Below are 14,675 nucleotides of genomic sequence, written 5' to 3' on the forward strand. Positions count from 1 at the left end.
AATCATACATTTATAGACTTATTATCCAAAAAATCCTAGCTAGGTTTAGTCATAAATATAGAAAAATGACCATTGCAATCTATAATTACAGCAAAAGTTACAGGGTAAGCTGTATTATATACCTTAGCATTGAAAGGAAAATGATATTTTTGCCCCTCGCCACAAAAAAAGACCTATCACACAAGCTAGAAAGCTTGATATGATAGGCTTTTTAATGTTAGATTAACGTACAGTGCGGATACGCATTGTGTTAGTACGAACTGCTTCACCAAGTGGCACACCTGCAACGATAACGATATCGTCACCAGATTGTACAAGACCTGCTTCAACTGCTTTACGTTCAGCAATTTCGAACATGTCATCAGTTGATGATGGAGCTTCTGTCAACATTGGGATAACACCCCAGTTCAACATCAATCCACGTTCTGTCAATTCGTCGAATGTCAATGCCAAGATATCAGCATTTGGACGGTATTTAGAGATCAAACGTGCTGTGTGACCAGTCTTAGTAAGAGTTACAACCAATTTAATGTCCATTGAATTTGTAGCATCTTTAACTGCTGAAGCCATAACTTCTGTCTTAGAGTTACGTTCAAATGAATCTGAGTTCAAACGTCCGTATTCGTTAAGAAGAGTTTGAGCATTCTTATCGATAGTTGCCATTGTACGAACAGACTCAAGTGGGTATTTACCATTCGCTGACTCACCTGAAAGCATTGTTGCGTCAGTTCCGTCGATAACAGCGTTAAATACGTCTGATACTTCTGAACGAGTTGCACGTGGTTTTTCAGTCATTGTTTCAAGCATGTTTGTTGCAGTGATAACAACTTTACCAGCAGCATTCACTTTAGTAATGATCATTTTTTGGTAAACTGGAACCATTTCAAATGGTACTTCGATACCCATGTCACCACGAGCGATCATGATACCGTCAGCAGCTTCAATGATTTCATCCAAGTTATCGATACCTTGTTGGTTTTCGATTTTAGCGAACAATTGAACGTGACCGTTACCAGTTTCTTCACAGATTGCACGAACTTCGTTCACGTCTTTTGCAGTACGTACGAATGAGATCGCGATAAAGTTGATACCTTGTTCAAGACCGAAGCGGATATCAGCGTTATCACGTTCAGCAAGAGCTGGGAAAGGAATTTTAGTGTTAGGGATGTTTACACCTTTTTGTTTAGCGATAACACCGTCGTTTTCAACTTCAACGACAAATTCACGAGTTGCATCGTCTTTTTCTACAACACGAAGACCAAGTTTACCATCGTCAACCAATACTTGGCGACCAACTTCAACGTCATCATAGATGTCAAGAGCTCCAGCAACGTTCAAAGCAATCACTTCACGAGTTGATTTGATACCTTGTTTAGTTGCAACACGGATTTTTTCACCAGTTTTGTATGAGTACTCTTTAGCTTCACCTTCGAACAATTCAGTACGGATTTCTGGTCCTTTAGTATCAAGAAGGAAACCAACTTTTTTACCTGCAAGTTTTTCTGCAAGTTTAACAGTTGCCATACGGTCACCTTGTTCTTGGTGGTCACCATGTGAGAAGTTGAAACGGAAAGTGTTAGCTCCTGCTTCAATCAATTGAGCAATGTTTTTAGCTGAAGCTTCAACGTCAAGTTTTTCACCCCAGTATCCGTCATCACCAAATTTTTTACCACCGCGGATTTCTACCGCAGGACCCAAAGTTGCAACGATTTTTACACGTTTGTTCATGATTTTTGTGACTCCTTTATATAATTCGACCTTTTTTGGTCATTTTACCAGTTTAGTTAAAGTTGATTAAGACAAGCTCTTGTTTAAAGCAGAAAGTTCAATATCAGCTTTGTGAGGGTTGTTAACAACGATCTTACCATCAGCTGTTAGGCTAAATAAAGCTCCTTCTTCTGCAGTTCCAAGAATTGGATTTTCAACCATTTTCTCATTGCGAATACCAACAGCGACACCACCGATTCCTTGTTTAAGGAGTTTAACAGCATGTGCACCCATGCGTGACGCCAATACACGGTCACGAGCAGTTGGTGATCCACCACGTTGGATGTGACCAAGTTCAGTTACACGAAGATCGCTTGTATCTCCAGCTTCTTTTAGTTTTTGACCAAATTCTGCCGCTGACATAACACCTTCTGCCAAAACGATAATGTTGTGCTTCTTACCATGTTCATATCCAGCCTTGATACTTGCTACGATGTCTTCCATCTTGAAGCCTTCTTCAGGGATAATAATTTCATCAGCACCAGTAGCGATACCTGCCCAAAGAGCGATATCTCCGGCATTACGTCCCATTACTTCAACTACGAAAGTACGACGGTGACTTGATGATGTATCACGAATCTTATCAATGGCATCCATTGCAGTCGTAACTGCAGTATCAAATCCGATTGTGAAATCAGTACCTACGATATCGTTATCGATTGTTCCTGGAAGTCCAATAGCAGGGAATCCATGCTCAGTCAAGCGCATAGCTCCGTGATAAGAACCGTCACCACCGATAACCACGACACCTTCGATACCGTGTTTTTTCAACTGCTCAATCCCTTTAAGTTGACCTTCGAGTTTTGCAAACTCAGGGTAACGAGCAGAGTGAAGGAAAGTACCACCACGTGAAATGATGTCTCCTACTGAAGCAGCATCAAGTGGATAAATTTCACCGGCAACCATACCAGCGTATCCATCATAGATACCAAAAACTTCCATTCCTTCTGAGATTGCTTGACGAACAACTGCACGAATGGCAGCATTCATACCAGGGGCGTCTCCACCACTAGTCAAAACAGCAATACGTTTCATTTGGTTTTGCTCCTTTTTCTTTTAACATTCTAACTGATTATACCATAATTAAAGTTAAAATTCTTTTATTTTCATTGATTTTTAACGATAAATCGTTTTCATAGTTATTTGACTCAAAGATTCCTGCAAACTAACATCTTTTGCAACAAAATAGCCCGGCAAAAGAACATTTTTTTGTTCATTTTCGTAGCGTATAATGACTGGAATTTGTCCCTTGTATTGTTCTAAAATATGATAAATTTCAGAATCATGTTCATGATCAGCAGCCTGAATCCAAAATCGTTCACTCACTGCTTCTTTTAGATTATTTAACACTAACTGAAGGCGACCGTCTCTTGCCTGCACTTTTCCATTTAGGTAGTAAAATCTTCCTTCATGTAGGAGATTTTTAAATTGGCGATACTGATCAGAAAAAACAGTAACTTCCAAATTTGATTTGCTATCACTAACTTTCAAAAAGGCCATATTTTCACCTTTTTTAGTTCTGATTACTCGGATAGACTGTAGCTCAACGAGTACTGTAGCTGTCTGTCCTTCAGATAGTTCAGACAAACTCACAATTGGATAGAGGGAATTCTTTGCTAAAATCAGTAAGGGATGCGGACTGATACCGACTCCAAGCCACTCCTGTTCCTTACGAAACTTCTCGACTTGCGTAAAATCCTCACTCTCAAGCCAATTGTAGCTATTATCTGCAAACAAACTACCCAATTCTTCCACAAAAATAAACAAAGTAGGTAAATTAGATAAGATTTTTTGGCGATTTTTTTCAAAACTATCGAATAAACCAATCTCGACTAGGGGAGTTAAGAGACTCAACTTCTGATAATTTTTAGGCAAGCGAGTGACAAAATCTTCGACACTACTAAAAGGACGATTCTCTAAAATCCAATAGGCAAAATCTCGAGGCATCCCCTTGATACTCTTAAGTCCCAAATAAATAGTCTTCTCTGTTAATTTATCCTGATATGGGATTGTATTGATAGAGAGTGGTGTCAGTTCAAAGCCCATTTCAAGCGCATCGAGAATATAAGCTCCACTGGCATAGTTGAGCATGACTTGATAAAAGATTTCTGGGTAATGTGTCTTAAAGTAAGCAAGTTGAAAGGCTAAAGCCGCATAAGCATAAGCGTGCGATCGGTTGAAACCATAACCAGCAAATTTTTCCATGACAGCAAAAACCTGCTGAGCCTGTTCTTTTCCATGACCTTTTTCGAGTGCTCCTTGGATGAAACTTTCCTCCATTCGGTGCATCTCAGCTGCGTTCTTTTTCCCCATGGCACGACGTAAAATGTCGGCCTTCCCAAGGCTAAAACCAGCATATCGCTGAGCTACTTGCATCACCTGTTCTTGGTAAAGCATAATGCCATAAGTTGGAGCTAAAATATCTTCCAAAACTGGGTCCAGAACCGTTACCTTTTCTTTACCATGTTTTCGAGCCACAAAGTTATCGATATAGTCACTCGCCCCGGGTCTGTTGAGGGAAGTCGTTGCCACTACTTCTTCAAAGCTTTCTGGTTTCACGCGCTTTAATAGGCGAATAGCTCCAGGTTGTTCAAACTGAAAAATCCCCTTGGTCTTCCCAGCTGCAAAGAGGGCTAAAGTTTCCCTATCCTCAAGGTCAATATTCTCAATCCTTAGCTGAATTCCTTGAGTTTCAAATAAGAGCTCCTGCATTTTTTGAGCGAAAGTTAGGTTTCTTAAGCCCAAGAAATCCATCTTGAGCAAGCCATTTCCCTCGACTCCATGAGCATCATACTGGGTAATGAGCATATCCTCACCATACTTAAGAGGAATATAGTCCGTTAGATTTTTATCACTAATCACGGCACCAGCAGCGTGGATAGATGTCTGTCGAGGATATCCTTCTATCTTTTTGGCAATTTCAAAAGCCTTTTGGTACTCAATCTTACTTTGAATCAGTTGTCTAAATCCTAGATTGCCTTCATAGGCGCTTGTCAAGGTATCTTTGAAACCAATTTTCTTGGTTATGGATGTCAACTCGTACTCGGGAACACCATACCGTTTAAAAACATCTCGGATAGCCTGTTTGGCACCAAAAGTCGAGTAGGTGACTATCTGAGCAGCGTGAATACTACCATAACGGTCACGAACATAGCGGATAAATTCAGGACGATAGATATCAGGAATATCAATATCGATATCAGGCATGGTATAGCGTTCACGATTTAAAAAGCGCTCAAAGATGAGATTCTTAGACACAGGATCAATTCCTGTAATATCTAGAGCGTAGGCTACTAAACTTCCAACTGCAGAACCACGTCCCATTCCCATGTAATACCCTTGAGAACGACCGAAACGTAAGAGATCCCAAACAACCAAGAAATAGTCATCGAATCCCATGTCATGAATCACAGATAGTTCTTCTTCCAAACGAGCCTGATAAACTGAATCGAGTAAGCCTTTCTGTTCCAAGCCCTTAATAGCTCTTTCGCGCAACTCTTCAACAGCAGGACGCTCTGGATTGAAACGTGGAAGCTTGAGACTACTATCAATCTCATAAGTAGTTGCTCCAATCAGTTCAGAAAGATTTTCTAAGGCTTGCGGAAATTTTTCTTGAAATACTTGCTCTAAGCGATCAGCAGGTAAAAACAAGCCTTGTTGCGATTGAACATCTACCTCTCGCAAGGTCACATTTTCCTTAATCGCCTTGAGCATTTGAAGCGTTTCTAAATCCTCAGATTCGAAGGAATTAACACGATAAAGTGGGAGAATGGAGTGAGAAAAATTCGACTGAGGTGTATCTGGATATACTCCGATATAATAGTCATGCCCTAAGTCCAAGGAATCAATTGCAGAATAATAGGGAACAATAACACAAACATCTTCAAGGTAAGGAGAAAAATCGGTCCAATCCTTTTTACCTGTCATTTTTAGAGTCGAAAGCTTCATGAGATTTCGATAACCACGATTTGACAAGGCTAAAAATCGGAGATTGACGAGTTCCTCCTTATGATGAACGGTCATCTCAAGACCTAATAAGGGCTGAATCCCCTGTTTTTGACACTCTTTGATAAAATAATAAGCTCCATAGAGATTGTCAACATCCATGATTCCAAGTGCTGAGTAGCCGTAGGCTTTCCCTTGGTCAACATACTTCTGAATGGAAATCATACTCTCCATGAAACTATAAACCGTTTTAGTATCAAGTTGTGCAATCACTCGCTATCACCTCCCTTTTTCTTCTTATATTATACCATTTTAGAAAATAGAAAAACAATTTCTTTCTTCCCTTGTAGAAAAAAGAACCACAGCTGAATTAACTGTGATTCTCACTTATCATTCTATTTCCAAGATAGGATTTGTAGCTGTCAAGTGACTGATCTTGCCATTAACACCGAAATATTCCTCAATTTTAGTATGTAATTCTAGCATTGCTTCCCGAGCTCTTGATGCCTGTTCTTCATTGATAGCTTCAATGACTAAAACAGCATCTTTGGTTTCTTCTGTTAACATGGTTCTTTGGGCTTCGCGCCAGTTTAAACACCGACAAACCGCACCTTGTTCATCAAAATAAATCATTTCATCAGCTAAGGCAGGAGCATCACTTTCAGCCCCTAGTGGAAAGAAGGATTCATTCCCTTGAGCTCTCCCAAGACATAAGTCACCAACAATCTTAGCTAAATCCTCTCCCCCACAAGGAACTGCGTAAGAAAGTGAGACGCTATTATAGATATCTACCAAAGGATTTATTGGATTAAATTCTCTTCCTTGACTCACACGCTTTAATAAAGCTTCGATAGAAGAACGAGCACTTTTTTTAGTTTTGAATTTAGTGAATGCCTGACGCCATTCTTGAATCACCTCATTCTGAGTGAAATTTTCATCTGCTATAAAAGTCTGAGCTTTTTTTGTTCCTTCTTCTAATAAAGCTTTAAAATATGGATCGTCACTCTCATCAATAGTATTGTTGAGACCTTTTGCCACCAATACAGAGATTTGGGCATCTGGAAATAGTTGCCAAAAATCATCTTTTACATAAACTTTCATGAGCATGTCTCCAGTCTTTTTCTTTCATTCTACCACAAATTCTAAAAAACGAGTAGCATACAAGCTACTCGATATGAACTATAATGAATTCTCACGAATTACTTCTACCTTGTATCCATCTGGATCTTTGATAAAGTAATAGTTTGGTTGAGTCCCTGGAAGTCCATTAGGCGCCGTTACTTCGTAGCCTTTGTCGCTATGTTCTTTATGAAGAGCCTCAAGGTCAGGTGTACTTAGGGCGATGTGAGCAAAACCGTCACCCACAACATAAGGTCCGTGATCATAGTTGTAAGTCAACTCCAACTCATAATCATCACCTTCAAGTCCAAGATAAACAATAGTAAAAGCATAGTCTGGAAAGTCTCTACGACGTAATTCCTTAAAACCAAAAGCATCCTGATAAAAAGCAATTGATTTTTCAAGATTTTCTACTCGCAAGCAAGTATGTAGCATTTTAGAAGCCATTTCATTACCTCTTTCATTTTAATAGTTCTATTATACTCTTATTTAGGAAAATTTACTAGGAAATTGAACTATAGATCTTTACTCGATGTTTCAGTTCCAGTCAGTACCCTCACCATTTTCCTTACTAATACTTCTTACAAGCAGTATCAACAAGAGGATAAAGACTACTTCTAGAAAGAAGAAGGCAAACTCACTGTTCTGTAAAAGAATATCTGGTTCAATCTGTTTGCTAAGTAAGTCTAACACAGGCCCAAAGAAAATTCTATAAAAACGTCTTATGAAAATGAAGAGTTGTAAGCTATAAATCATAAAGATTTTTTTAACAGCTAAAGTCGAGCGCCTCTCTTTTGTAAAGTAAGACAAGGCAATTGCATTTATAAATAGTAATAAGCTTAAGGAAAATGTTTCTTTACTCATTATAATTGGACTAAACAAGTTCACTCGATTTTCAAAATATGGTACTAAACGAAACAATTGCAAACTCAAAAAACAAGGGATCCCAACTTCCTTAAAACCGACTTCCTTCGCAGAAGCAGGCACACTGAAATCTATGAATTTATATAAGAAGAGGAAAAAAACAATCATAAATAGAAAGAAATACAGGAACAGCACAGCAAGAACGAATTCGTTATGCAATATTAAGTTGATTATGAACCCAGTAGTCAGCAAAAAACCAACAGAATGGATTTTATCGACAGGATAATCCCAAATAATTTTACTATCCACTTTTAGATCACCAATGAAAGTAAAAAGAGTAATGAAAGATAGAGCAGAGATTAATCCAAGAGGTAATGAAGGGAGGAAAAAGATAAGGGACAAAATTCCTAGAACCCACAAAGTTAAGTTGTAGTACAATTTTGGTTTTATCCATCTTGCAATCAACCCTGCTTCGATAATTCTTTGTTGCCTTTTCAATAAAAAGAAGTAAAAAAGTGATAGCATACCCATATAGACCCAGGTATTAGAACCAGCTTTTTCATTAAAACTTTGTATCAGACTAAAAATAGTCAAAAGCCCAAAGATAGCCAAAAGGTGCTTGTTTATTGTAGAAATTCCCTTTTTCCAAATCTTAAAAGGCACTATTGACTTGGGATAACAAAGTTCGTAGGCATAAGCAGTCATCTCTTCTAGTTTTTGATCGGTTTCCTCTGTCATGATCTGAGGGGATATTTTTGACGTAGGAAATACTCCAAGAATATACCTCAAGAGTTGTCCATCTTTGAATCGATGATACTCCCTATATAACTGTTCTAAAAAGACGGTTATTATTCGAGGTTTAGCTTTAAGATATTCCTTCCACTTATCCCAGTCATTGATGAGATCATCACTACTCGTTATCCTTTCTACAAGTAGATAGCCCTCATGATACCAGTATTCAAAATTATCTTTTTTATTTAGTTCAAATTCCTCTACTAGAGAAGGATAAGATTGAACAATTTTCCAGAATTGAAGTTTCTTTAAATAGGAACTATCTTTTTCAGTACTGTAGTTCTCTACAAATGGAAGAATCAGAGACAAAACTTTAATATTTGTTAGAGGATAGACATCAATCTTTTCTAATAAAGCAAGCAATATTGATTTGTCCTCTACCTGCTCAAATAGAGATTGCCAATCTCGTAAAAGGCTATATTCATCAGAATAGCAAGCATAGAGGAGATGATAAAAGGCTAGCTCAACCTCTTCAGAATCATCGAGAGAGAATTGTTGTAAATCAACCTTTTCATTCGATTCCTCTTTTAATACCTCAATGTAAGCTACTAATTGTTCGTAGGAATCTTCATCCACTTCATCTAAATTTTGCTTGATCTTCTCAAGAATGTAGCCTAAAACTGGAATACTCTCGATTATTTGGCATTTTCGATTCACTTGAAAGAGGACCATGCCAGAAACATAAGGGTGTTTAAAGTAATCTATCCAAGTTCTGATTTGATTTGCTTTTTGATAATCATTCAAAATATCTTGACACCAAAGATAAGAATCGTAAAATTGCTCAGTTTCCTTTTTTGCAGTTTCCATAGGACTGCCATTTTCTTTGGCAATAGCCCTTCGATTTTGCCAATACTTGAGCTTATAATAGTAGCCCCAGTCTCGATAATCGATCATATATTCTTCTAGGAGAGGAAGTAAGATAGCAAAATGTTCATATCGATTGAAAATATAGACATCCATTTCTTCGAGGACCGCTTTTACAATATTCATGCTATAGCGGTAATGGTAAAAGAACTGCTGCCACAGATCTTCTTGTTCTTCAAAGCTATAGTCAGCATTCCCTAATATACTGTCAATAGATGTTCGAATTAAATAGGCAGTATCTCTATAGTCGCTAAAATCAAGCGAGTTTAATTCTTCTTGCTCCTGCTTTGATCCATTTTCATATTCAAAAGTATCAAAGTTGGGTGAATTCACTCTTGTTTCATTTGACTTCTCTTGTCTCTGCCATTGATGCTGTTGGAAACCAGTTCTTGTATCAGATTCTTGGCTAATTTTACTAGATCGTGCATAAGCTAAAGCTTCTTGGTAAGCTTGAACAATTTCTTGATAAAGTTCCGGTTGGTCTTCTGGATGGTATAATCGAACCAGTTCAGCATAGCGTTTTCTGATAACCTTGACATCTTGAGTTGGCTCTATCCCTAAAATTTTCCAAATATTCATACCAGTGCCTTCCTATAATCCTCTCTCTAGAAGTTCCAAGTAACTAGAGAAGGCTTGATAGATTTTAGGAAGATGGTGAATAGAGGAATGTTTAACTTCTTCCTCAAATTGCCTTGTAGCTATCATCAGTTCTTCCCTTTTTACTCCTAAAATCATGCTGTAGAGACGGTTGGCTTTCTCAATCAAGAAGCGATAGACCTCTGTTTCCTGAGCATTAATCTTATAACGAGCCAAGGCGTCTTGTTTTTTCTTAATTTCTTGATCCGTCAAAGTAATACTCTCTTGCAAGATGACATGATTGAAAACTTCCTGTGTTGTATCTATCTTCACTTCAACATCTAAAATACCATTCAGATCATAGGTGAAACGAACAGTGAGCCCTTCATGTTCCTTATGATTGATAGGAACTGGAACATCAAGTTCTCCCAGGAACAAGTTTTGAGATGCCTTCATCATCTCTCCTTGATAGACCTGTACTTTCACATGACTTTGTCCCAGTTCTGATGTGTAATATTGTTCAACACGTGAAGTAGGTAAAGTAGAATTACGCTCTATAATCGGTGAAAAATGACCACCAACAATCTCAATGCCAAGTGTAAATGGGCAGATATCAGACAGTAACAAGTCACGTATTTCTCCCTGACGCTCCTTGATTCCTGCAAGAAGGGTACATCCTCGTGCAATCATTTTATCAGGGTCCCCTGATACTTCAACCCCTTGATTGATACAGAATGATAGGAAATCTTGCACCAATCTTAATTTTGAAGTACCTCCAACGAAAACAAAATTATCAGATGAAACCTGACTATTGCGAGCATCCATCAAGGCTCGATCCAAAACAGCCTTAATGCGCACTAGTAGGGGGTGACAAAGTTCGTAAAAACGTTGATAGCTTAAGTCCAGCTGATATTCTTTATTATGGTCAAAGACGGACATCCGTACTTCTTCTTTTTCATTTAAGTCTAATTTTGTTTTCTCAGCTTGTAGTAGGATTTTACTATAGAACTCTCTCGAAATAGACTCCTTTTTTAATTGATTAACATGCATGAATTCCTCAGCAATTGCGACAGTAAAGTCCTCTCCGCCCAAGCGATTGTCACCTGCAATTGACACAATCTCAACAACGTTGTCAAACAACTCAACTACTGAGATATCCAGCGTTCCACCGCCAAAATCGACCACGATAAAAGAGTCATCATCAATCTCACTCTCTAATTTCTTAGCAAGAGCAGCTGCAGAAGGTTCGTTGATGATGCGCTCTATTTTAACTCCTGCAAATTTTCCTGCTAGTTTTGTCGCATAACGTTGAGCATCGTTAAAATAAGCTGGCACACTAACAATAACTTCATCAACTTTTTCACCAAGAAAAGTCTCTGCATCATCTACCAACTTACGAATAATAAAGGAGCTTAATTCTTCAGCCGTGTAAGTGCTATTCCCCAATAAGATTTTATGGCTGGTTCCCATAAAACGTTTAAATTGAGAAACTGTTTTGTCTGGATGAGTAACCAAACGTTCCTTTGCTACCTTTCCAACTATCACTTCATTATTATCATCTAAGGCAACAACAGATGGCGTTAAAAAATCACCAAAAGCATTTGGTATCAGCTTAACCTGACCATCTTGATAGACTCCAACTAAAGAATTGGTTGTCCCTAAATCAATCCCTACTATCATCTTATCTAAACTCCATCTTTAACTAGTTATTTCTATTATACAGGAATACTCCTACTTTTGAATAGTAAACATTGCCCCCTATATTCAAATCCAATGTATAACCTTAAAAGAAAAAGTTTCATTCCAACTCAAATGGTTAAAAACCAAAAGAGCCAGAATGAAACTTTTAAACATTATTTACCAAGTTTTGCTTTTGCTGCATCTGCAAGAGCTGTGAAAGCTGCTGCATCGTTAACAGCCAAGTCAGCAAGCATTTTACGGTTAACTTCGATCTCAGCCAATTTCAAACCATGCATCAATTGTGAGTATGAAAGTCCGTTCATACGAGCTGCCGCATTGATACGTGTGATCCACAATTTGCGGAAGTCACGTTTCTTTTGACGACGGTCACGGTATGCATAGTAGTAAGAGTTCATTACTTGTTCTTTTGCAGTACGGAACAAGATGTGTTTAGCTCCATAGTAACCTTTAGCTAATTTAAGAATACGTTTACGACGTTTGCGTGATACAACGCCACCTTTAACACGTGCCATTTATATTTCCTCCAAATATTTCCTAGAATTCTTTACTTACAAATACGCGATTATTTCAAGCGAGTAAGCATTGCTTTGATACGTTTGAAATCTCCTGAATGCACCATAGATGCTTTACGAAGATGACGACGTTGTTTTTTAGTTTTTCCGTGGAAACGGTGAGAAGTGTAAGCACGGAAACGTTTAAGTCCACCAGAACCTGTACGTTTGAAACGTTTAGCTGATGCGCGGTGTGTTTTTTGTTTTGGCATGATTTTTTCTCCTTTATTTGACTTTCCGACAATTATTTTTTGTCAGTTGCTGGTGCCAACTGCATGAACATTTGGCGACCATCCATTTTAGCACGTTGTTCGATGATTGCAATATCTTGAGTTGCTTCAGCGAACTCGGCTAAAACTTTTGCACCAATCTCTTTATGGGTGATCATACGCCCCTTAAAGCGAATGGATACCTTCACTTTGTTTCCTTTTTCAAGGAACTTGCGAGCATTGCGAAGTTTAGTTTCGAAGTCACCCTTGTCGATAACTGGGCTCAAACGAACTTCTTTCACGGTCACAACGCTTTGTTTCTTGCGTTGCTCTTTTTGTTTCTTCTGGTACTCAAATTTGAACTTGCCGTAGTCCATAATTTTTGCAACAGGAGGTTTAGCTTGAGGTTGAATGAGAACCAAGTCCACATTAGCTTCGTCCGCAAGTGCTTGCGCTTCGCTTAGTGGTTTGATACCCAATTGCTCACCTTCAAGACCGATTAAGCGAACTTCGCGTACACGAATTTCATCATTGATGAATAAGTCTTGCTTTGCTATGGTTTTCACCTCTTTTTTTAATTTAGAGAAAAACAAGAGCGGACTTGCTAACGCAAACCCGCACTACATGATTGTATTTCATTACTGAAACTTGATCCGTAGGGGCCAGACAACGTTAGTCGCAAGGCGAGAAGTTCTCACTTCTGCTTTTCTCAACTTTTATATGATATCAAGTTTTCCCTTACTTGTCAAGATTAAAACTATCTTTTTTTAATTTTTTTCTACTTTTGCCGACTTACAATCTATTGATTACGAGAATAATAAATCTCATGTGGCTTCAAACGAGTATTCAGTAGCTCTGATACAGTCACGAAACTATAGCCTTGTTCCTGTAAATACTCAATTACTTTTGGAAGCGAATTTACTGACGGCTGATGGATATCGTGCATTAAAATGATAGATCCATTGCTTGCCTGGCGCTGAATTTCTGTCAAAATTGCTGCTTCATTTTTACTCTTCCAATCCAAACTATCCACATCCCACATGATAAAGCTTAAATCAAGACTATTGCGAATATCATCTGAGATTGCACCGTATGGTGGTCGCATCAATTTAGAGCTTTTCCCAAGTACTTTTGTAATAGCATCTTCTGTATCCGTAATTTGTTTCTTAGCATCTTCCAATGACAGTTTTGTTAAAACCGGGTGATTCCAACTATGGTTTCCAACTTCATGACCTTCAGACTGCATACGTTTAAGGATTGACTCATTGCCTGCAATATTCTTTCCTTGAACAAAGAAGGTTGCTTTGATTTTATACTTGGCTAAAATATCTAAAGCTTGTGGAGTTGTCTTTCCATCTGGTCCATCATCAAAGGTAAGAGCTACTACTTTTTTATTTTTCTCAGCCTGAGCCTTCTTATAAAGTTCTGCATCCTTTTCAGTTAGATAGGACGATTGGATAACATCAAAGAAGTCTGAAATAGGCAAAGCTATTTCTTCTACATTATTGGTTGCTTTGATTGGATAAAGAACCAATTGACTATCTTTGTAAGCAAACTTCCAAGATGATAAATCGGTAGCTGAAAAATCGGCTATCACTTGATCTACAAGTGTTTGTTCAAGCTTTTTATCTTGAAGCGTTGACTTGATAATCTCAAGAAATGTTTCTTTGGCTTTGCTAGCATCTGTAAATAGCTGATCAAGAGTGAAAGGACTACCATCTTCTTTAAGGTAAAGCTGTTCCAATGAAGTGTTTTCCAATTCAACAACATTAGAATTACTTACGTCATAGGCCTGTTTTTTTATAAGGTGACTCTCAATACCTTTGATAGAGGATGAATCTTTTTCAGAATAGTAAAAAATCAAATGTTCTTTATCTTCTACCTTATCCGTGATATCTTTTACTATGATCTCCTGAACAGAGGTAATGACCTTGTCCCCCGTCATAGGATAGTAGGTGATGATTTCTGCCTGCCCTTTACGAAAATGATCTTTCTGACTGCCTTGTGAATAGGAATCATCTTTTTCTTTCTTCAGTGCTTCAATTTTTTGCTCAAAAGCTTGCTTGGTAAGAACTTGATAAGTGATGGTTCCACCTAATGCCAAGATTGTGAAAAATAGAAGCCCCACAATAATCCATAAATTTCTCTTCTTCTTGTCGTTTACTTTACGGCTTGTTCTTTTTTTTGTCATAGTCTTATCATATCAAATCAAAACTATAATTTCAATGAAAAATAGGAAAATGTCCATTTTTTAGGAAAAGAAAGGTAAAAGAAAAATCCTAGATCT

The 14,675-nt window shown here is 38.0% G+C and carries 11 protein-coding genes and 1 other annotated feature; all 11 genes read right to left on the reverse strand.

What is annotated here, in order from left to right; all coding sequences use genetic code 11:
- Window positions 1–222 precede the first annotated feature (222 nt).
- Window positions 223–1,728: a pyruvate kinase gene (gene pyk / locus QM406_RS05600; protein WP_014713116.1), complete on the reverse strand. Its 1,506-nt coding sequence runs from the start codon at window positions 1,726–1,728 to the stop codon at window positions 223–225.
- Between the two features lie 66 nt (window positions 1,729–1,794).
- Window positions 1,795–2,802 (reverse strand): 6-phosphofructokinase, encoded by a 1,008-nt coding sequence (gene pfkA / locus QM406_RS05605; RefSeq protein WP_075231570.1) that lies wholly within the window; start codon window positions 2,800–2,802, stop codon window positions 1,795–1,797.
- Between the two features lie 81 nt (window positions 2,803–2,883).
- Window positions 2,884–5,985, reverse strand: coding sequence for a DNA polymerase III subunit alpha (locus QM406_RS05610; protein ID WP_414273662.1), 3,102 nt, complete (start codon window positions 5,983–5,985; stop codon window positions 2,884–2,886).
- A gap of 117 nt (window positions 5,986–6,102) precedes the next feature.
- Window positions 6,103–6,813, reverse strand: a complete 711-nt coding sequence (locus QM406_RS05615) for a B3/4 domain-containing protein (protein ID WP_414273663.1) — start codon at window positions 6,811–6,813, stop codon at window positions 6,103–6,105.
- A 78-nt stretch (window positions 6,814–6,891) separates the two neighbouring features.
- Window positions 6,892–7,278: a VOC family protein gene (locus tag QM406_RS05620; protein ID WP_000157160.1), complete on the reverse strand. Its 387-nt coding sequence runs from the start codon at window positions 7,276–7,278 to the stop codon at window positions 6,892–6,894.
- Between the two features lie 90 nt (window positions 7,279–7,368).
- Window positions 7,369–9,930 carry a molecular chaperone DnaJ gene (locus QM406_RS05625; protein WP_414273664.1) on the reverse strand — a complete coding sequence of 854 codons (2,562 nt, stop codon included), beginning with the start codon at window positions 9,928–9,930 and terminating at the stop codon, window positions 7,369–7,371.
- Window positions 9,931–9,942: 12 nt separating this feature from the next.
- Complete coding sequence (locus tag QM406_RS05630) at window positions 9,943–11,607, reverse strand: Hsp70 family protein (protein WP_414273665.1); 1,665 nt, start codon at window positions 11,605–11,607, stop codon at window positions 9,943–9,945.
- 173 nt (window positions 11,608–11,780) lie between these two features.
- Window positions 11,781–12,140: a 50S ribosomal protein L20 gene (gene rplT / locus QM406_RS05635; protein WP_000124834.1), complete on the reverse strand. Its 360-nt coding sequence runs from the start codon at window positions 12,138–12,140 to the stop codon at window positions 11,781–11,783.
- Between the two features lie 50 nt (window positions 12,141–12,190).
- On the reverse strand, window positions 12,191–12,391 hold the full coding sequence (rpmI, locus tag QM406_RS05640; RefSeq protein WP_001125942.1) for a 50S ribosomal protein L35: 201 nt from the start codon (window positions 12,389–12,391) through the stop codon (window positions 12,191–12,193).
- Between the two features lie 32 nt (window positions 12,392–12,423).
- Entirely contained in the window at window positions 12,424–12,954 is a 531-nt protein-coding gene (infC, locus tag QM406_RS05645) for a translation initiation factor IF-3 (protein WP_000848177.1), read from the reverse strand.
- A gap of 15 nt (window positions 12,955–12,969) precedes the next feature.
- Window positions 12,970–13,100: a sequence feature (ribosomal protein L20 leader region), on the reverse strand.
- Between the two features lie 87 nt (window positions 13,101–13,187).
- Entirely contained in the window at window positions 13,188–14,579 is a 1,392-nt protein-coding gene (gene pgdA / locus QM406_RS05650) for a peptidoglycan-N-acetylglucosamine deacetylase PgdA (RefSeq protein ID WP_414273666.1), read from the reverse strand.
- Window positions 14,580–14,675 lie beyond the last annotated feature (96 nt).

The organism is Streptococcus infantis, assembly GCF_047465035.1.
In the GTDB taxonomy this organism is placed as follows: domain Bacteria; phylum Bacillota; class Bacilli; order Lactobacillales; family Streptococcaceae; genus Streptococcus; species Streptococcus infantis_T.